12 protein-coding genes, 3 pseudogenes and 1 other annotated feature are annotated in these 19,983 nt (G+C 53.5%); of the genes and pseudogenes, 7 read left to right on the plus strand and 8 right to left on the minus strand.

Annotation, left to right across the window (positions count from 1 at the left end):
- Positions 1-41 precede the first annotated feature (41 nt).
- The 5 genes and pseudogenes from R8G34_03680 to R8G34_03700 all read right to left on the minus strand — a co-directional run bounded on the left by R8G34_03680 (position 42) and on the right by R8G34_03700 (position 6,363).
- Positions 42-1,164 (minus strand): annotated as a pseudogene (locus R8G34_03680) (IS3 family transposase).
- Positions 867-983, minus strand: a sequence feature (AL1L pseudoknot). It overlaps the preceding pseudogene by 117 nt.
- An 860-nt stretch (positions 1,165-2,024) precedes the next feature.
- The gene (locus tag R8G34_03685) at positions 2,025-3,314 is read right to left on the minus strand and encodes a TRAP transporter large permease (GenBank protein MDW3221977.1); all 1,290 of its coding nucleotides are present in this window, start codon (positions 3,312-3,314) and stop codon (positions 2,025-2,027) included.
- Positions 3,311-3,898: a TRAP transporter small permease gene (locus R8G34_03690; protein ID MDW3221978.1), complete on the minus strand. Its 588-nt coding sequence runs from the start codon at positions 3,896-3,898 to the stop codon at positions 3,311-3,313. Before R8G34_03690 ends, R8G34_03685 begins: the two co-directional genes overlap by 4 nt.
- A 100-nt stretch (positions 3,899-3,998) precedes the next feature.
- A complete protein-coding gene (locus tag R8G34_03695) occupies positions 3,999-4,991 on the minus strand; it encodes a TRAP transporter substrate-binding protein (GenBank protein MDW3221979.1) in 993 nt (330 codons plus the stop codon).
- Between the two features lie 94 nt (positions 4,992-5,085).
- A complete protein-coding gene (locus tag R8G34_03700) occupies positions 5,086-6,363 on the minus strand; it encodes a hypothetical protein (GenBank protein ID MDW3221980.1) in 1,278 nt (425 codons plus the stop codon).
- A gap of 1,005 nt (positions 6,364-7,368) precedes the next feature.
- On the opposite strand from R8G34_03700, the gene R8G34_03705 reads away from it, so the two are divergent.
- Positions 7,369-7,995, plus strand: coding sequence for a pyridoxamine 5'-phosphate oxidase family protein (locus tag R8G34_03705; protein MDW3221981.1), 627 nt, complete (start codon positions 7,369-7,371; stop codon positions 7,993-7,995).
- A gap of 252 nt (positions 7,996-8,247) precedes the next feature.
- Here R8G34_03705 and R8G34_03710 read toward each other — a convergent pair whose 3' ends face one another.
- Complete coding sequence (locus R8G34_03710) at positions 8,248-9,045, minus strand: methyltransferase domain-containing protein (GenBank protein MDW3221982.1); 798 nt, start codon at positions 9,043-9,045, stop codon at positions 8,248-8,250.
- 124 nt (positions 9,046-9,169) lie between these two features.
- Here R8G34_03710 and R8G34_03715 point away from each other — a divergent pair, with 124 nt between their 5' ends.
- On the plus strand, positions 9,170-10,804 hold the full coding sequence (locus R8G34_03715) for a hypothetical protein (protein ID MDW3221983.1): 1,635 nt from the start codon (positions 9,170-9,172) through the stop codon (positions 10,802-10,804).
- Positions 10,805-12,046: 1,242 nt separating this feature from the next.
- A pseudogene (locus R8G34_03720) lies at positions 12,047-13,798 on the plus strand (DUF3604 domain-containing protein).
- A 170-nt stretch (positions 13,799-13,968) separates the two neighbouring features.
- Here R8G34_03720 and R8G34_03725 read toward each other — a convergent pair.
- On the minus strand, positions 13,969-14,289 hold the full coding sequence (locus R8G34_03725) for a hypothetical protein (GenBank protein ID MDW3221984.1): 321 nt from the start codon (positions 14,287-14,289) through the stop codon (positions 13,969-13,971).
- A 954-nt stretch (positions 14,290-15,243) separates the two neighbouring features.
- On the opposite strand from R8G34_03725, the gene R8G34_03730 reads away from it, so the two are divergent.
- From R8G34_03730 to R8G34_03740, 3 genes and pseudogenes are all read left to right on the plus strand, one after another.
- Positions 15,244-16,605, plus strand: a complete 1,362-nt coding sequence (locus R8G34_03730; protein ID MDW3221985.1) for an amidohydrolase family protein — start codon at positions 15,244-15,246, stop codon at positions 16,603-16,605.
- Between the two features lie 315 nt (positions 16,606-16,920).
- Positions 16,921-17,464: pseudogene (locus R8G34_03735) on the plus strand (YaeQ family protein).
- 125 nt (positions 17,465-17,589) lie between these two features.
- On the plus strand, positions 17,590-17,718 hold the full coding sequence (locus tag R8G34_03740) for a hypothetical protein (GenBank protein ID MDW3221986.1): 129 nt from the start codon (positions 17,590-17,592) through the stop codon (positions 17,716-17,718).
- Between the two features lie 248 nt (positions 17,719-17,966).
- Here the strand turns inward: R8G34_03740 and R8G34_03745 are convergent, their stop codons facing one another.
- The gene (locus R8G34_03745) at positions 17,967-18,500 is read right to left on the minus strand and encodes a hypothetical protein (protein MDW3221987.1); all 534 of its coding nucleotides are present in this window, start codon (positions 18,498-18,500) and stop codon (positions 17,967-17,969) included.
- Between the two features lie 805 nt (positions 18,501-19,305).
- Here R8G34_03745 and R8G34_03750 point away from each other — a divergent pair.
- Positions 19,306-19,719 (plus strand): hypothetical protein, encoded by a 414-nt coding sequence (locus R8G34_03750; protein MDW3221988.1) that lies wholly within the window; start codon positions 19,306-19,308, stop codon positions 19,717-19,719.
- Positions 19,720-19,983 lie beyond the last annotated feature (264 nt).

Below are 19,983 nucleotides of genomic sequence, written 5' to 3' on the forward strand. Positions count from 1 at the left end.
TGAACCGCCTCAATTTTACAGGAGGCTGTTAAGCTCGTATTTCAAGCTGCAATGTCGTCTGTTTTCAAGACTTGATAGAATGCGTCCTCTGCTTCTTGCGGCGTAATGTATCCCAGTGGCTCGAGAAGCCGCTTGGTGTTGAACAAATCGACCCACTTGAGGGTTTCCCACTCAACTTGGTCTTTGGACTTCCATGGTCCCAAGCGGTTGATGACCTCGGTCTTGAACAAGCCGATGATAGTTTCGGCGAGTGCGTTGTCATACGAGTCCCCGACGCTACCGACAGACGGTTCCAACCCTGCATCAACCAACCGCTCGGTGTACTTGATTGATACCCATTGAGATCCCCGATCAGAATGATGGATAAGATTTTCGGCTGGACGACGGGCGTGGATCGCCTGCTCCAAAGCATCCAAGACAAACTGCGTGTCCTGTGATGTCGAGACCTTCCATCCCACAATCTTGTTCGCAAAGGTGTCGATGACAAAGGCAACGTAGACAAAGCCCCGCCAGGTCGAGGCGAAGGTAAAATCCTACACCCAGAGCTGGTTGGGCTGAGAGGCACGGAATTGCCTGTTCACCTTATCCAGCGGACAAACCTCTGCAGGCTGACCATAGGTTGTTTTGACCTTCTTGCTCCGCCGAACACCCTCAATTCCTATGTCACGCATCAGCCGCTCAACCGTGCAGCGGGCAATATCAAATTGCTCCCGCTTCACCGCGTGCCACAGCTTGCGTGCGCCATAGACCGAACGGTTGTCTTGCCAAACGCGCAATAGCTCGCGGCGCAGTTCCCTGTCACGCTTGGCACGATCTGAAGCCCAGTCCAGATCACGCGCAATGGCCGGATGTTCATAAAAAGTCGAAGGGGCGATCTGCAAAACCCGGCATATCGGCTCGACCCCATGTTGACCTCGGTGGTCCTGAATGAAGGGGATCATTTCCGAAACGGGCGGTCGAGCTCCGCCTGAGCAAAATAAGCAGATGCCTTTTTCAATATCTCATTCGCCTGTCGCAACTGCCGGTTCTCGCGCTCAAGTTCCTTGATGTGATCCCGTTCAGCCCTGGTCACTCCCCCACGCAGACCGCTATCGGTCTCATGCTGCTTTATCCAACCTCTCGGGACATTGCTGCGCAATGCCCTGCCGGTCAGCGGATGCGCAAGCTGTCCCGACTGCATCCAACCTTCTGAGAAACCGATGAAATCGCGGCTGACCTACTTCGATATTCGCTCTAATGATCCAAGACCATGCGCACAGCACGCACGCGCAGTTCGCCCGGATATCGCTTTCCAAACTTCTTCTTTTCTTTAACCCAGTATCCTTACTTCTGGGTCTCCGGCAAACAAGGGGCGGTTCATTCTTCAAAAAGTTGGCCAGTCTGAAAATTTTTTTTTCGCCGCGCAGCAGCGAATGACTGTTTAGTCCGCGACCTGTGAATTCCCTCCTCAAAAAATGCTGCGTTTTGCATGAATGGCCGGAAATCCCGCCGCACCGCGACAAGAATAATTGCGCGCCCGCAGAAAAATCCGTGCTGCGCGCGAGTGCAGCAAGAAAATATAAGGTCCGGTGAGGGCTCATTGCGGTCATCGGATGCGTTGCAGCATCAGGCCATTCAGCGCCACTTTCACTGTAACGGACAGCCCAGAGCGGACCTCCACCACTTGGTCAACATGCTGCGACGCGGCCCGTCGAACCGGCCATTCGCCGCAGGTGCTAAACGATCCGAAAGCCGAAGGTCGGGATCTCGGACACAGCTGCCTATTGCTGATGCAGCGGCCGTCTCGCCTGAACTTAAGACCGTGATAGTTTACGATTGTACAGCAAAGCTTTCCAGTAGCGACCATTCATGCAAATCATTGTTTCCTCGAACTTTGAACCCCATCTCAGAGGCGGATGATATTGCCGCTGGGCAGCTATTTCTAATACTTGCGAAACACTCCATGATCTTTGAGCTTTCTGCTCTCAACCGGTTAGGGGTGTAGGTTCCATTTTTGCGACACAAGCCAGTTGCCCGGGCATGCTTCAATTCCGAAGCAGATTTGGCAGCCAGGTGGCAAGTCCCGGCACGGCTATTGCAAACAGAAGGAACCCAACTATTCCTAGAAAAAACGGGGTATTCGCCTTCATGACCCGGATCTGATCAACATTGGCGATCTTCCCTGCGATAATAAGCGCAATAGCCATGGGCGGAGTAACCTGACCAATGACGACCGCAAGCACCATGAGCACTCCGAAGTGCACCAGATCAACATCATAAAAAATGAGTGTCGGAAGAATGATCGGCATTAAAACCGGGATGAGCGGGTCAAGGATCATCCCGGCAAGAATGGCCAGTACCAAAAGCACGAGAAGCCTGAGATACATGCTGTCGACCACCGTCGCCAAATCAATGAACTCTATTAAAAACTCTGGCAAGCGCGCATTCGTCAGGGCTGAACCAAGGGCAAAGGAAAGCCCCACGATAATCAGTAACTCACCACTGAGCTGGACCGCGTTGGACAAAACCCGATACAGCCCCTTCAAGTTGAGCACACGATATACCAGCATCGCAAGAACAAGCGCATAGATGACGGCGAAGGCTCCTGCTTCTGAGGGTGTAAATATCCCGACCACAAGCCCTCCTACGATGATCAAGGGCATGCCGAAGGACAGGATGGCGCGGCGTCCTGTGCGCATCACCTCCTCGAACGAGAAGACCGCATAGGCCTTCCATCCGTTGCGGCGGGCAAGCCATGCAATGATCAGCATCAAAAGGACACCAAGCAACAAGCCCGGTATAAGGCCTGCAAGAAACAGGGAACCAAGCGACACGCCGGTCATAGCCGAATATAGAATCATGGGCGAACTGGGCGGAATCATTGGGCCGATGCCAGCTGATGATGCGGTGAGCGCTGCCGAAAAATCAGCAGGATAGCCGTTCTTGCGCATTTCAGGAATGACGATCGATCCAGTGCCGGCCAGGTCAGCTGTAGATGAGCCGATCATTCCGCCAAAGAACATACTAGTCACAACGTTTACATGGGCCAGACCGCCCCGCAACGACCCAACGAGAGCACGGGCAAATTCAAACAAGCGCCCTGATATCCCTCCCGCGTTCATGAGGCCACCAGCAAGTACAAAAAGCGGCAGCGCGATCAGCACGAAACGTCCAATCCCGGACATCATGGTTTGAGGCAGGGTTATCAACCAGGCCCCAGAAACAAAGTTGCTGAAGAATACGACCGCCATGATCGCAACAATCATCGGGATGCGGCAGACCAGCAAACCGCAAAGCATGACGATCGACAGACCTGCGCCGACAAGTGGTGTCATTGGTGGTCTCCATCAGCATTATGAGCTTTGCGACGGAAAGCGCCAACAAAGGCCGCCGCATAAGCCATCGCCACGCCAGCTGCCCCGAACATGAGCGCTGACGTAGAAGCTCCGGTTGGTAGCCCCACGTATAGCGTCTTGTCACCGCCAAAGAGGCGCACAAAATCGTAGGAAACATATGCCAGTGTCGCCAAAACCAAGCAGTTGAATGCGAGGCCGGCGCGCGCAATGAAAGGTCGTATCTGCGCAGGCATCTTTTCAAAAAAGAAGTCGATCCGGATCACGGTTCCGCGACGCATCGACAAAAACACCCCCGACATCGCCAGCCAGGGCATCGTCATCTGCACCATTTCCTCGGCCCAAGTAAAACTGTAGTTCATCAGATAACGCGATGAGGCATTCATAAACACGACCACGACTATGGAGGTCAGCGCGAGCACGCCAATGGCTTCGACACTTCGGTTGATCGCGGTGTCAAGACGCCCCAATCCCTCATCAGGGTCAGCCAGTTCCATCTTGCGTGCTGTCCGGTCGATTTGTTCTGCGACAGCTTTTGCGTCATGGTCTTTGCTACTTTGCGTCATGGGAGCCCCTCTGCCGCGTGATCTGCAATAGAAACCGCGCACAAACACCTGCGCGCGGTCTGGAGAGTGCGACGTACCTGTCGCTGCTCATTCTAGCTTGTCACTGAGACGCTGCTTCGACAAAGCGGGCGGTGAACTCGGCCCCGGCGGTCTCGCCGATTTCTGCACCGATCGCTTTGGCGATATCGCTAAAGCTGGCGCCGTCGATCTCATTGAATTTGACGTCCGGGGAGCGTTCACGGATAACAGCCTCGAGTGACGCGTCGTTCTCAGCACCATAAGCGCGGCTCGATTCCACAGCGACCCGGGCTGCTGCATGTACAGCTTCACGCTGTGCATCCGTAAGGCTCTCGTAGCGCCGAAGGTTCATCACCAGCGTAATTGGCGTATAGACGTGACGTGACAACGAAATGTAGTTCTGCACTTCATCCCAAGACCACTTTGCGATGTTGCCAAAAGGGTTCTCCTGACCGTCAATGACGCCCTGTTGGAGCGCAAGATAAACTTCTCCGATATTCATCTTGATCGGGGATGCGCCAAGCATTTCGAACGACATGATCCGCGTGCTGCTTCCTGGCGTCCTAAGCTTCAGCCCTTCAAGATCGGCGGGTGTCACAACCGGGCGGATATTGTTGGTGATGTGGCGAAAGCCGATCTCACCAAACCCCAGCACCTTCAGACCAGCGTTTTCCTGGAAAGACTTGTCCAGTTCTTCCCCGATCGGGCCGTCCAGAACTGCGGAGACCTGCTCGCGGCTGGTGAAAAGGAACGGGATGTCAAAGACCGCAAACTTAGAGTCGAGTTGTACAGCGTCCGATCCGATTGGAATGACGTCCAATTGGCCGGTGCGCACCTGTTGCATGTGCACAATCTCATCACCTAGCGTGCCACTGTCGAAATACTCGATGGCAACCGCATCACCCATCTCTTCGTTGAGGGCATCTCGAAACGCTCCAAGAATTTGCTGCGTTGACGCTCCGGGGGTGCTTTCGACAGACATCCGCAGATCCAAAGCATCCTGTGCGGTTGCGGTCGTGGCGCATAGCGTCGCTGCCATGGCGAGGCCGATCGCCGACCTTCTTTTGAAACTCATCATCTTTTTTCCTCCCTTGGTATGTTACTGGTTAGTGCCGTTCCTTGTTATTGTTCAATCGCTCCTCATTGGGCCGTGCTTTTTGTCTTGGAAATTATGCCGTGGTCGGCGGAACCGCTGCCAAGAAATAGGATTCGTTGCCAACGCCGCATACGGTGCCAGCAACCGACCCAGCATCAATATCGATCAGCCAAACGAGACTGCTGCCTGAGCCCCCTTTTGCGCCGCCGATCACACAGGCATATCGACCACAGATTGCAATCCCTCTTGGTCTGGACGGGCCGCCGGCAGGTGCGTCGGGATACAGTCTGTGCCTTTCCGCGGGCTGGCCGGCGATGGCGGCATCGACATCGAGGATCGAAATTGCGTTGGTGCGGAAGCACGAAGCAATGAGCAGCTTGCCATCTTGAGAAAACGCGACGCCGAATGGACGGCTGTGCATACTATCCTCACTGCCGCCCACTTTAATGCGGGCCATTTCTGAATCGGGGCGCCCCGCAGCAGCGCGTGCCACATCAATGATGGATACGGTTTCGCCCTCATAAGGGCGCGACATGCTTTCACGGGCCGCAACTGCGACGAGCTTGCCATCAGGGCTCAAGGCCATACCGAAGGGTCCGGTTTCGGTGGGCACACGGTTGATCTCTGCGTCAGGTGCACCGGACCGGGCTTTGGCAAGATCAAGAACAGATACGTCGCTGAAACCACCGTTGCCAATAAAGACGACACCACCAGATATCGGGGAGATCACGATACCGGTGGGATTGGGGTAATGACCGAACGTCTCATGTGGACTGTCGTGGCTGCTGGGAACTCTTGCGGTGTGATCGGGGTTGAGCACCAATGATGTGCGAGCGGTTACCTGGCGTGCGCCGACGTCGATCACCGTCAATTCATCCCCGCCGTCTTCGCTCCCCGCCGCCTCGCCACAATTGACGAGCAGTGCTTTACCATCCGGCGTGAGCGCACAGCCCACTGGTCCCGTGCGTCCGGTCGAGATGAATTCGACGACAGCGCCAAGCGTGTCATCATGCGCAGGATCCAGTGCCGCATTGACATCCAGCATCGTCACCAACCCCGGGTGACCGTGTTGATAGGCGCCTGCTGCTTCCGGCGTCGCGGCACCTGAATGGCACACGACATAGGCATATTGCCCGGCAGCATCCACGGCCACTGTGACCGGTTGGCCGCTGGCACGGGCGTCTGCATTCCCGTCGCCGTCAAGATCAAGGTCAGGTGTTGCGCGAGGGCGCGATACAACTGCATTGGACGTACCATCATTTTCCGGCAGCAACGCCTTTTCGATATCCACAATCGCGACGTTGTCGTCCCAACGCCCACTGACGATAAGATGCCCCGATGAGCCTGTCATTGGCGGCGGCCCCTGTTGGAATTGTCAGCAATGATCCTATGCTGTATTTCAGGCTGCGCCTGATTGCTGCCAGAAATCTCGCAACAGGCCGCGGTTACAGAGAGCAGCCGGTTGTCAGAAGCACTTGTTTCCCCGCAAGAACGATTAAGCAGGTCGCGGATTGATGTGTCTTCCGGAGACGAATTCCATAGAATACAGTACGCATTCGTATAGTTCACGTCGTCAAATTTGACGGTCAAGCTATCCGCATTCATATGATTTTTAACCCGTCCCCGGTCTTTAGAATGGTAACGGCTGAATATCGCAAGTCAACTTGAACGTGGTTGCCGTCGCTGGAGATGTCGATGGAATTCCATCAACGGTATGGAAAAAATTAGGCTTAGCTAGTGCCAAAACTCTCCGGAGTCCAAGTGCAAATTTAGGAAAAACAGTGGCAAGGGTAGACTGATACTCAGAGGTCTTTAGCTGGCTGTCCCAAGATAGATAAGGTTTTCCTGCACGACCTGAAGTCATTCAAAGCCAGACGACATTGATTGTCGGGCGCGCGCGCCAAAACCGGATTTCTCGTTGCATGCGGCGCGGGTTCCTTATGTCCCCTTCAATTAAGATAATCAAAATGGTCGCCTGTTATTCGGCAAAACGAATTTTTGCCGCTGCTACTAGGCGCGTCATTCGAGAAGCCAAATTTGGTTGTTATGCTGCATGCGCGAGCGTCATCGATGAAGCATTTCCGATTTGGGCTGATAACTGACCTCGGGTGTAGTGCAGCACAATCAGATGTTCTGGAAACTTGCCCATCAAGGACGGCCCAAAGCGGTCGCTCGAAACGGTATTCGTATGCTGCGGTCGCAGCCCGCATTGCCGACATTCGCCGCAAGCGCAAAATCCAGTGATGGGCGAATTCTCACATCGCGGACGAAACCGCCTCCGGTTAGCAGCACGTTTCGATAAGTATCCCTGATGTGATACCATCGCTAAGAAGCTTTTCATAAGTTAGGGGGTAATATGTACCAGGCGAAGAAGGTCGTAAAATCTGCAGAGGAGCTGCAAGCAATTCTGGGCCCCGAGTTTCCGAGCCAGACAGCCAAGGTTATTGATCATATCGATGTACACTGTCGGGCATGGATTGAGCGGTCAACTTTCGTAACAATTGCAAGCGGCGACTCTCGGGGGCAAATGGATGTCTCACCAAAGGGTGATCCGGCGGGGTTCGTCAAAGTTCTTGATCGCAATACACTGGCAGTGCCGGACCGGATCGGCAACCACCGCGGCGATACATTCATGAATGTCCTAGAAAACCCCCGAGTCGGGCTCATGTTCATCATCCCGATGAGAAAGGAAGTGGTGCGTGTCAACGGCTCCGCTCGCGTGGTCATGGATGAAGAGCTTCTAAGTCTTACAGAAGTCAATGGGCACCGTCCCGATCTTGTTCTACTTGTCCGCGTTGAAGAAGCCTTCTTCCACTGTGGAAAATCAATGATCCGTTCGCGCATGTGGCAACCAGATCGATGGGGATCAATCGATGGCTTGCCGAGCTACGCGCAGGCCCTAAAGGACCATGGCGAGCTTGACGATGCTGTAGACGATCTCGAAAAGCGTATGGCTAATAATGAAACAGACAGGCTGTATTAGGTAGTGTTAGGTTTGGGCTCAGAGCCGCCGAATGTTAACGCAGAGATCCGCGAAGGCCTTTTTTCCTGAAACCGACCTTTCACCGGGCCATTGTGCTTTTCGGGGAAACACCTGTAAATGCACTATTTTTTCGAACAATCAGCTGATCGCGGGACGTTCGTTGTTTGACGATGTGCATTGGGGCTGTGGGCGGCGAAATCTAGCTCCGAGCCCTATAACGGACACATCGATACGCTTGATACTGCGCCGTTTCTATACAGCTTTGCGCCCAGTCACCACAAACTGTGGCGAAACAACCAAGTACGTGCCATCGGAAAGCGTCTGCTCTACTTGCGCCACAACCTGATCTACCTGTTGGTGATCAATCGCCCCACTTTCGCGAGCGTACGTTGCCATGTTGCGGATCGTACTAAGAAGCCGGCCGTCCACATCGGCATTGGTCATGATTGAAACTTCAACATCTTGGAAACCCGCCTCGATGAAAGCCCTACGCAGTTTCCTACCCATGTCCGAATTGCGACACGCATGCGATGCGGCTTTGACAAACTCCCTCCAAGTGCCATGTAAAACTTGCTCCGCGACCATCATGTACCAATCTCCATCGATGGCATGAGCCAAACCATTCGGCCGACGAACTCGATGAAATTCCCGCAAAGTGTCCACGGGGTCATCGACATACATGATCATGTTTCGTGCTGAAACTCTATCAAGCGTTTCGTCAGTGAGAGGTAACGAGTAGCCATCATTTAGAAGCGTTGTCACTTGACCGGAAACTCCTGCAGCAGCCGCGTTCGCACTTACGATTTCGAGGAACTCGGCGTTGATGTCGATTGCGTGGATGTGTTTATTGGGACCAACTTGTATGGCAAGCTCCGTTGAAACCTTACCCGCTCCGCATCCGAAGTCTGCGACCACCTGGCCGGTCGAGATTTCGGCAGGTCTGAAAAGAAGCTCTGTTGTTTCGTCCCAATCAAAGCCTTCCTGGTAAGCAGACATCCTATCAGGTTCTATTTCATGCCAATGCGTCTTGTAGAATGGATCAGCTACCATTTCCTTTTTCCATTTCGAGCCTCAAGACAAGCCATAACATAGAATTCTTGCTACGGCATGCAATCGATCCATTTGGGTGCGCGAATTGGCTGTGCTAAACTCCTTCCATAGGGGGAATAATTCAATGGTCGAATACTTTGATCTCGGTGACTACAGCCGTCAGGTAACCCGTGATGATGTCGCACAAACATGGTTCGACAGGGGGCTTGTCTGGCTTTTTGCGTATAATCATGAGGAAGCAATTGTCTGTTTCGAAAAGGTCTTGGAAGCAGATGCATCTTGCGCTCTGGCGCATTGGGGTATCGCCTATGCGTTGGGCCCCAATTACAACAAGCCTTGGGAAGTTTTCACCCCGGAAGAAAAAGCGCCCGCATTGCAGCGCGCGCACGCAGCACTTGAAGCGGGATTGGCATTGAACGATGCAAATCCTGCTGAACGCACCCTCATTCAAGCATTGGCGTCTCGATATCCGACAGACCCTGGCATCGAAGATTATCAACCGTTCAACGATGGATTTTCAGTGGCGATGAAGCCTGTTTACGAGGCGCATCCCGATGACCTCGATATCGCCTTCGTCTATGCCGAGGCCTTGATGAACCGCACGCCTTGGCAGCTTTGGGATTTCCACAAAAGCGTGCCGAACCCGGACGCATCGACACCCGAGGCCATGGCCGTCATGGAGCGCGCATTTGAGCAGACACCGGGCGCATGGGACCATCCTGGGCTTCTACATATGTACATTCACATGATGGAAATGTCGCCACATCCCGAACGCGCCCTGCGACATGGGGACCGGTTAACGACTTTGGTTCCCGACGCGGGGCATCTTGTGCATATGGGAACGCATATCGACGTTCTTTGTGGTGATTATCAGAATGTGCTTGATCGCAATCTTGCGGCGGCCAAAGTTGACGACGTCTTCAAGGATTACGCCGGAGCCGCCAATTTCTATGCCCTTTACCGTATCCATAATCTTCATTTCGCCTCTTACGGCGCGATGTTCCTCGGGCAAAAAACGGCTGCCGTAGCTGCCGCCAAACGATTGCGTGAAGAGGTCCCCGACGAGGTCGTCAGATCATACCCAGATATATTTGAGACCTTTGTTGCCGCCGCACCACATGTCTACATTCGTTTTGGTATGTGGTCCGAAATCCTTGAACTTGAACAACCCAAGGACAAGGAACTTTATGTTACAACGAACGCTTTGATCTACTATGCAAAGGCCATCGCTTTTGCAAACCTGGGGCGTCACGACGAGGCAAAGGCAGCGATGGTCGATTTCACGGCGGCCTACGCCGAGGTCCCAGACACGCGTATGCTTTTTAACAACACGGCTCGCGATGTGCTGGCGGTTGGTGAGGAGATGATGAAGGGCGAAATCGCATTTAAGGCTGGACGTCAGGACGAAGGGCTTGACCATCTTCGCAGGGCGGTTGAACTGGATGATAATCTTGAATACGAAGAGCCGTGGTCGTGGCCCCAGCCGACCAGACATGCCTTGGGAGCGCTTTTGTTGGAAGCTGGAGAATATGCAGAGGCTGAGGCGGTCTACCGTGCAGACCTGGGTCTCGATGGGCAGTTACCGCGCCCGAGCCAGCATCCGCGAAATGTCTGGGCTCTTCATGGCCTGCATGAGTGTTTAGTGCGCCGCGACAATAAGACCGAATTGCCCCATGTAAGCCTGCTGCTTCATCAAGCTGTTGCCCGCGCCGATGTTCCTATCAACGCCAGTTGCCTTTGCCGCGCCAACGCGACCTAGCGGGCCGCGACGCAAAAGCAGACCTCTTGCGACAAAGCCGCTGGGCGATGCGTTGAATAAACGTTTTGAGCCCGAAGCGGATATTCGAAGGAAGCATGGCGTTGGGATGCAGCTCCACAAATACAGGATGATCTCGATAAGAGTGTTGTGTCGGATGAGCTGAGACGCACGGGAGTTTTATTTGCCGCCGGCTGATCGAAATCTATCTCTGGCCAGTTCTTCTTGGTTTTCTGGTTCCTCAATGGCGGCTTCAGGGCTAGGTTTGAATGATTAACCGGAGAATGGCGCCATCGACTGATTGGGAACCATTACTAGTGGACCATTCGAGATGTTTGCTCGTGCGCAATCTGCACGTGATCTTGCGCGCTTGCTTCCTCTGCTTGGGATACAAGATCGCTCACCACTAGATAAATTGGTAAAGGCGTATTCAGAAGAATCAAAAAAAGCTCCGAGCTTTGACGGCGGATGGGGCCGTCTAGACATTGCTAGGCTGTCAGGGCACGCCGAACTAGGCTCTCGAGCTTGATCGCAGAGCGCCCTCCTTACGCGTGTGAAACCTAACAGCCCCAAAGTGACCAGCAAGCTTTGAGAATGGGAGTGCATGCTGCAGGTGCAAACACAGTGCCCCGACTTCCCCAGAGCGGACCTTCAAGCCGTCTAAACCAAATGTTGGCTATCGATGACGGCTCAGAGCCCATACCGGAATTGCCAGCTTCTTGCTGCGCGCTCTCATAACATGGGCTTTGCGGCGACGGCGAAAAACATTAAATTGCTGAGCAGCGAGAACAGCAGACGTTCCCGAATGCGGGGAATGAAATCGAAGTTGGCAACGACTTTGACAGAAATTCTTCGCCGATATTTTCGGCGTGCCAGAAGTCATCGCCTAACGATCAGAACAACCACTGGATCAACTATCCGGGCTCCAAAAGGCGAGGCTCGATACCCTACGACTCTCTCCGGTCTGCCACTGTACGTGGCAACGCAGTTTTTTGTAGACAGCAAGAAGGTTCAAAAAATTTAACCAATGTGCAAACATTGGCTGAATGTCCGCCCCCACTTAAGAGGTGATTTTCGATGTTTCGACTACTAACTACAGCAACACTTCTGGCTATGTCGTCCACTGCATCGTTTGCTCAGTTCATTCCGTCAGAAGAAAGCCTTAAGGGATTGTACCCTGGCAAAGCCTACTCCCCCTATGCTCAGCGAGCTTTTCCAAGTCAGGTTTTCTGAGGCGACACACACCTTCACACGGGGCTGTCGATGGATGCCGGGCTGTTTGGCAATACAACCTCTGTGGACACAGCGTTTAGATTTGCGCGTGGAGAAGAAGTAACCTCGGCCTCAGGTCTTCCTGTCAAGCTGGCACGTCCATTGGACTGGATGGTCACCACAGAACACACAGATGGCTTGGGGATGATCGATGACTTCAGACGGCAAACCCCCAATATCATGTCCAATGAGCAGGCCCGCCCCATTGCTGAAGGGCTTGCACAAGGTGGCGATGCGGCAGCCGCTGCCGCGCTTGAACTCATTACACTGCACTCTCAAGGATTAGCTGACCCTGCTATTATCGAAGATTATGCGCCGGGATCACCGATCTATGCGAGTGTTTGGGAAAAAATTGTCGATGCAGCAGAAAAATACAATCAGCCCGGGCAGTTTACCGCCTTTATCGGCTATGAGTGGACTTCAGACTATGCCGGAAACAATCTGCACCGCAATGTGATTTATCGCGACGGCGCTGACCGCGCTTTGAAGATCCCTCCAATGATCACAACACCGCCAATAGGCAGCGTTGATCCCATGGATCTATATGATTGGCTTGAGCAATACGAAGCCGAAACCGGAGGGCAGGTTTTTGCCATCGCGCACAATGGCAACTTGTCAAATGGGACAATGTTCCCGACAGACACCCGCTTTACCGGGGATCTGGTTGATGAAGCCTATGTCATGGCCAGGGCTAAGTGGGAGCCACTCTATGAAATCACCCAGATCAAGGGTGACGGCGAAACCCATCCGGTCTTGTCTCCGGGAGATACTTTTGCTGATTTCGAGACTTGGGATGTGGGGAACATGGATCTCTCGGCAGCAAAAACAAATGATATGCTGCATGGGGAATATGCTCGGGAAGCACTGAAACAAGGCTTCCTGCTGGAAAAGAAGTTTGGTGTTAACCCCTACCGGTTTGGGTTTTCCGGGGCCACGGACAGCCATACGTCGCTCTCAACCGCTGACAGCGATAATTACTTTGGAAAAGCAACCAACGCTGAACCATCTGCGAACCGAGTAAACCACCCATTTACCAAGACGGATCTAGGTGAGTTTCCAGGCTGGGCTCTTTCGGCATCCGGATACACCGGCGTCTGGGCCGAAGAGAACACGCGCGAAAGCCTTTGGGACGCGATGGTGCGGCGCGAGGTCTATGCAACCACCGGCCCGCGTATGATGGTCCGCTTCTTCGGAGGCTGGGAGTTTTCCGCAGCAGACCTCAGAGGCCGCCAACCCGCCTTTGCCGGATACCAGAAAGGTGTTCCAATGGGGGCGGACCTACGCCGTGCAACCGCTGATGCTCCGAAGTTCATGATCTATGCGTTGCGCGACCCCATTGGGGCAAACCTGGATCGTGTCCAGATCGTAAAAGGTTGGATGGATGGTGACGACGAGCTCCATGAACAGGTTTATGATGTTGCGTGGTCTGATTCCCGCGAACCAGACGCAGATGGGACGCTGCCTGACGTCGGAAACACAGTCGATCTGGATGGTGCGACCTTTACCAACTCTATCGGAGCCTCTGAATTGGGTGCGGTTTGGACCGATCCCGACTTTAATCCTGACGAACAGGCATTTTACTATGCGCGCGTGATCGAAGTTCCCACACCGCGCTGGGTTCTCTACGATAAAGTGAGATTGGGCGCAAATATCCCAGATGAAGCGACCCTTATCGTTCAGGAACGGGCTTATACAAGTCCAATCTGGTATTCGCCAGAAAGTTGAAACCTAACAATAAACAATGCCATGGCTTCAAAACTCCGACGCATGCAGTGATTTCTGTCGTTGGTTTCCGTAAGATTTGACATAGGCTGCTGACTTGCCTTGGAGCTTGCGACAGATGAAAACTACCTCTCATCGGGATTAATGCACTGAGACGGCCAGCCCAATTCTAGTCAGTTAACTTGGGAGACGTTTGATGCATCAAAACGACGATGCGAGCTTTCCGCTTCAGCAGAGTTTTCAATGACCGGTTTGGGTAGATCCGCAGCGATGCCAAACAATTTGAAGCAACGGACGCGAGCGTATTTAGGCAAGCATCGCTGTAACCGCATCAGGTTGCTTTGTCCGCGACCTATTTCGCGATTCTCGCCGCAACGAAAAGATGGTTTGGGCAAAGCTTCGAACACCGACTGGCAATGACTGCTTCGACGACATCGGCTGTGACGCAGCAAAAACTTTGCCGCAACTGCAAAAAAAAGCTGCGTCAGCAGCATGGCTAAAGGCCAATGTCGGAAAAGTCCGCGCTGCCAACCTACGGCCTAAATTTTGCTGCAGAGGTCAGTCAATGAAAGCATTTCATGCGGCACCGCAGAGAATTCAATCCAGATGGCGCGACGAAGGCCAGACTTTGCAAAGGTCGCTATCTGCGCTTCGCAGACATATGCGCCGAGCGCAGCATCGCCCTGGCCAGCTGCGCGGACTTGAAGGTCGGCTTTCGCGCTTGCAGCAGAGTTTCGCTGCGCCGTGCGTGAATGTCGAGTTTGGGCTGGCACCGGTCAACCGACAACAGCAGTAGGACGTCAGCCTTTCGCTCAAAACTTCGACCTTTTCAACATGTAATTCGCCCGAAATTCATCTGGCCGCGAAGCGATATACGCGTTCACTTCCATCAATCTAGAGATTAGTGGAATGTGTTGCCAACCAGAATGCGCAGAATACTAGGCTTCTATTTCAGCTGTGCCGCTTACTTCGCCATAGTGTTTGGCGTCGGTCTGCTGTTGAGCGGATTGTTGGAGTTAACAAACAATGAGGCTCTGGGACTTTCACTTCATTTCGCGTTGATGGGAACACTGCTCTTGGGCCTTGGAATTGGTCTCCGAAAATGGGGCCAGAGACTTCGGTGTCGGCAATAGCTATTAGTCTTGCGAAAAACACCGGAGTTGAACCAAAAGGTCAGAAGTCCGCTTTGGGCTGCCTGCAGCCATCTGGCAGCAGGTTCCAGACGCAGATTCGCTGCAAGCCTGCTGCTGCATCGCCGCAAGGCGGCTTTGAGCCCAAAGCGGACCCGTCATCCGCCCGCTCAAATGCCATGACAGCCCCTGCAAAAAAACGCAATTTGTTCAATTGTCGCCGTGAGGGAAAAACAACTTACACGACGATGCCAAAAGGAAGTGTTTCAATGCGATTTTTGTGCTTTTGTCTTATGAACGGCTAGGGGAGAACAACAAATGACGAAATCGGCCAGCATCAGCCGTAGGAACCTATTGATCGGTGGCATAGCCTTTGGTGCCACTGCACGCGTGCCAGCTCGCGCCCAGCCAGCTGCACCCTTAACATTGATTTCGAACGTGACTATATTCGATGGCTTGAACGATGCGCTTATAGAAAATGGCAGCGTTCTCGTAGAAGGTCAGTTCATCTCGGCAGTCTCACGCGAGGCCATCGTGGCGCCAGACGCAATGCAGATTGATGGCGGCGGCCGCACCCTGACGCCTGGCTTGATCGACTCGCACCAGCACATAATGTTAGGCCCTACCACCGATCCTTTGCGGGCGGTATTGTCAGAAACGATCTACACAACGGCGTATTCGGCAATTCCGCAGGCAAAGAAACTCATCGACATGGGCGTAACCTCGATCCGAGACCTCGGCGGCCCTTCAATTGAATTGGGTCGGGCGATCGACGCAGGTCATATAGACGGACCGCGCATCATGTCTGCGGGGCATTTCGTTGGCGCGACGGCGGGTCACGGAGACTTTGGAGGGTTCCGGTATCTCGGAGGAACAGAGGCATTAAACAGCGATGCAAACCGCGCTCTTACATCTGGCTGGTCTATCCTTGCCGATGGTCCAAGCGATGTTCGCTGGGCAGTACGAACTGCTTTGGCCAACGGGTCGGCTTACATCAAGGTTATGGCAGGAGGCGGAGTTGCGTCGGTAAAGGATCCGCTGGAGTCCGTAGGTTATTCGGAGAACGAATTCCGTGCTGCGGTCGAAGCTGCCGCAGACTACGATACTTACGTGGCGTGCCATGCGTACAACGATGAAAGCGTCCAGCGAATGATCCGCGCAGGAGTGGCTGACAATGTACACGGCCACTTAATGTCTGAAGAAACCGTTGCGATGATGGGTGAAGCTGGCATGTGGCTGAGCAGCCTATCGAACCCTGTTGGCCTTATGGATGTTCCGTTCTTTACCGATGAAAACCGGCGTAAGGCCGCGGAGGTTATAAATGGATATGAGCAAGTTATGGGTTGGGCCAAGCAGTATGGTGTCAAAATTGGGTGGGGAACCGATGCGGCGTCATCGATGCTGGATACGGTTTTGTTAGAGTTCCAGCAGCGTTCGCCGTTCTTCACACCGACGGAGATGCTTAAGCAAGCGACATCAGCAAATGGCCAGCTATTTGAGCTCGCTCGCTCACGCAACCCATATAGAGCTGCCAAACTCGGTGTCATTGAAGAGGGCGCTTGGGCAGACATGCTGCTCTACAATGGCAATCCGACAGAAGACATCGGTGTTGTTATTGACTACAAAAACACCCTCGATCTGATCATGAAGGATGGCAAAGTCCATATGTCTAAGTTCTGATCTTTGCCCCGCTTCCCGGGCACCAATGATCTTCTGCAAAGGCCGAAGCATTGGTTTGTTATCGAAATTTTGACAACGGCGAGGCGCACCTGTCAGTACATAGTCGGCCATGCGTCGTAAATGAATGCTTTGTCCCGCGAACTGTGAGTTCGAACTGACCAGAAGTTTGGCAGTGCAGCGAATGGCCGCTAGGCGGGCTGCGACGGCGGCATCACGAGCAACTGCTGGATGTCTTCTTTTGGCCGGTTGTTATCTCTTTCCAAACAATCATCAGACGCAGTAAGGGTCTCAATGTTCGAATTTCGGGGGTAAATCATGGCGCAAAAAGCCACCATCTACAAAGTTGAACTGTCAATTTCCGACATGGATCGTCAATATTATGAGACCCAAAATTGACTATCGCGAAACGTCCCTCAGAGACGGATCAACGGCTGATGGTGCGCATCGTCGCGTTTGCGTTAAATGCCCACGAGCATTTGGAAATGGCGAAAGGACTGTCTACGGATGAAGAGCCGGACATCTGGCCAAAAGGCCTGAGCGGTGAACTTGATTTGTGGATGGCACTTGGGTTGCCCAGTGAAAAGATGATGCGCCAATCCTGTGGCAAAGCTGACAAGGTGATTGTCTATCCTTATGGCGGTAGGACGGCAGATATTTGGTGGGACAAAGTCAAAAACAGCACCACCCGTTTTACCACCTTCAAGTGATAAACCTTGCTCCGAACGAAACAGACGCATTGTCAAATCTGGCCAGCCGCGCGATGAAGCTGCAAGTCAATATTCAGGACGGTGATGTAATGGTTAGTGTTGACAACGGCATCGTCTACGTGACCCACATAAAGTGGAAAATTGTTGGGTAATTCTTGCATGACTACTGCAGAGACAGCCTCCAAAGAACTGTGCCCGCTTTAGTTGGACGTCGCGAACCAAGGTTCACATTGCTGAAGCCGCAGCACAGCACCGATTGCTATGACCAACGTCCGCAATGGGCCTTGCAGAACTGGAACTTGCGATGATTTCGGGGCGACAAATTGGCAAGCGCCACCGCTTGTCGGGCCCAAACGTGGTTGATGTTAGCGAGGCAGACGGCACGGCCCTCAATCCGGTCCTGTGAGAAGTGAGATCACGTGAATGCAGGAGTCAGAATCTACAGCCGAGTAGTCCTTGCGCCCTACTTAAGCGTGGTCTACATTTGGCCGCGGCGGAATAGAGCCAGATGTCGGCGTTGGTGTCTGAATAGTCTTCAGAATACTTCACGCCAGTGGTCATATCCATAACTTGCCGGACGGTCGCTGTCACAATGGCGCTCTCGCCAATCTCGGGAATGATGTCACGCACCAGAGCGGTGTCGTCGAGCGTACCTTAGACCACCATGATTTCGGCCAGAAGGCCGGTGAAAGACTTGGTCATCGACATAATGGCGTGCTTGCGGTCCTCTTCGAGGCAGCCGAAGTAGCGCTCGTAAACCACTTCGCCCCTGTGCAGGATCAGCACACCATCAGTGTAGTTTGCGCAGAGCGACTCTTCCCAGGTCATCTCTTCTTCGCTGTTTTGCGGCGTGAAGGTGACCGCATCGATCTGCGTTCGAAGATCGGCAAACTTGGAGGTCGACGGATAGGCCAGTGGAACCGGCGCGCCGATACCGCGGCTGATCTTCTCGGTGGGTAGGAACTCCCTCAGATGACAGACTGACCAGCGCAGCCTCGGGAAGCTGAAGTAGACGCTGTCAGGTTGCGTGATCATCTTGTCAGGCGGTGGCGGAAAGCCCTGCATCCAGCCCATGACCTTGGGATCAGAGTCGCGTGCAGACAGGACATCTGACTGCGCTTGGACCGAGCCGAAAGAGATCAATACAATGAGCATGGCCGCTCTCAGCGTTGCGCCTAAGTTGTTCATGCCCATTTTTCTTTCTATTGCAGCGTTCTGTCGCCTCTTTAGCATAGAGCGAACGATTGTATTGTCCTTCTGACGCGACGTTCGTTCCAGGGATTTTCGCCTCTTTTAACTCCTGCTGGTCATTCAGGTCGCTTCCAAAACCCGCTCAGCATACAACGTCGGCTTGTCACCTATGACGACTATGCCGATGGATACGTCGCAAAGGAAATTGAAACCATTGTGGGCGCCACAGAAAGTACCGCCCAACAATCGGCAGAACTATCAAAACAGGCAGGCGCAGTTGGCGCAAAACAATCGCGCAAGCGCCGACTAACCAACTTTGCAGCAAGAATACAGGAGATTGAAAACCTCGAGGTTGCTACTGACCTTATCAATGAGCATCGCATCGTAGAGCATGCCTTCGACACACCGCGCTCGCGTGCAAAGAGCATGCCAGAATCTTCGACGATGAACGTGTCCACCTTCCCGAAGACCCTTAGATGCGGGTGTTCAGCTCAATCGAAAAACTCGCGCAATGGCGGCACTTTGTGTGCGTGCTAGCCTTGATCCGCATCGGGCGGCGGATCAGGTACCATGGCACGGACTTGAATGCCCAACTGATCGCGCAACGCACCGATCCCAGCACACAGTTCGCACCATGAGAACCCCAACACCGCAAACAGTTCCGGGGCATCTCAAGTGACATCAACTGTTACCATGACCAATCCAGCTGATGCCACATCCGGCCCCACTCCCGCCACGAAAAACAAAAAGAGATTTCACTGGTGCGGTCGTAGCAGTTCCGTTCAGAAGCTGAAGCTTCTTCATGGGAGCATCGATCGTAACTAGTAAAGCCTACAAACACGGGACGCGCGGGGCGACACAGTTTGTGCAGCTCACAGAATGCCTGCAACGGACGGAGGCTTGGGCAACGCTGAAACTCTGCCCCCGCGCGCTCTATGTCGAGCTCAAGCGACGGTACAACGGGCATCATAACGGCCAGATATTCCTCAGCCAGCGCGATGCCGCCAAAGCACTGAACGTGCACCGCAACGCCATTGGCCCGTCGTTTGGCGCGCTGGATGAACCCGGCTCTACCCTCATGACCAAAGGTCCGTTTCATAGCCTCTCAGGCGTCGGCATAGCGGCGCAATGGGCGCTGACAGAGATCGCTTTCATTTGCGCGAGAAAAGCTCGGCAATGCTGTCATCACCGCGCAGGCCATCCAGCACGATCCTGATCTTTTATCCAGAAGAATAGTGCTGACGGGTTACACGCTTGATGTCTTTGACGATCTTCTAGCCAAGGGTCTTCGTTGTCTTGCACATGGTCCACTCCTCGGTGGCTAGGATGAGCAACAAACACTCTATTGGCAAATAACACTATTTGGACCCGTAAATGTCTGACAGCGGACAGGGGATAGTCAAGACATTTCAGATACAATCCAAGTGTAGCTACATTGAAGCGCCCATTGGCGCAACCGCAACGAAAGCCCGGATTGTCC

Source organism: Paracoccaceae bacterium (assembly GCA_033344815.1).
Lineage (GTDB): Bacteria > Pseudomonadota > Alphaproteobacteria > Rhodobacterales > Rhodobacteraceae > Roseobacter.

Coding starts and splice junctions, on each gene's coding strand:
- R8G34_03685 (MDW3221977.1), bottom strand. CDS start 3,314: ATGACACCACTTGTCGGCGCAGGTCTGTCGATCGTCATGCTTTGCGGT.
- R8G34_03690 (MDW3221978.1), bottom strand. CDS start 3,898: ATGACGCAAAGTAGCAAAGACCATGACGCAAAAGCTGTCGCAGAACAA.
- R8G34_03695 (MDW3221979.1), bottom strand. CDS start 4,991: ATGAGTTTCAAAAGAAGGTCGGCGATCGGCCTCGCCATGGCAGCGACG.
- R8G34_03700 (MDW3221980.1), bottom strand. CDS start 6,363: ATGACAGGCTCATCGGGGCATCTTATCGTCAGTGGGCGTTGGGACGAC.
- R8G34_03705 (MDW3221981.1), top strand. CDS start 7,369: ATGTACCAGGCGAAGAAGGTCGTAAAATCTGCAGAGGAGCTGCAAGCA.
- R8G34_03710 (MDW3221982.1), bottom strand. CDS start 9,045: ATGGTAGCTGATCCATTCTACAAGACGCATTGGCATGAAATAGAACCT.
- R8G34_03715 (MDW3221983.1), top strand. CDS start 9,170: ATGGTCGAATACTTTGATCTCGGTGACTACAGCCGTCAGGTAACCCGT.
- R8G34_03725 (MDW3221984.1), bottom strand. CDS start 14,289: ATGCTGCTGACGCAGCTTTTTTTTGCAGTTGCGGCAAAGTTTTTGCTG.
- R8G34_03730 (MDW3221985.1), top strand. CDS start 15,244: ATGACGAAATCGGCCAGCATCAGCCGTAGGAACCTATTGATCGGTGGC.
- R8G34_03740 (MDW3221986.1), top strand. CDS start 17,590: ATGGGCCTTGCAGAACTGGAACTTGCGATGATTTCGGGGCGACAAATT.
- R8G34_03745 (MDW3221987.1), bottom strand. CDS start 18,500: ATGAACAACTTAGGCGCAACGCTGAGAGCGGCCATGCTCATTGTATTG.
- R8G34_03750 (MDW3221988.1), top strand. CDS start 19,306: ATGGGAGCATCGATCGTAACTAGTAAAGCCTACAAACACGGGACGCGC.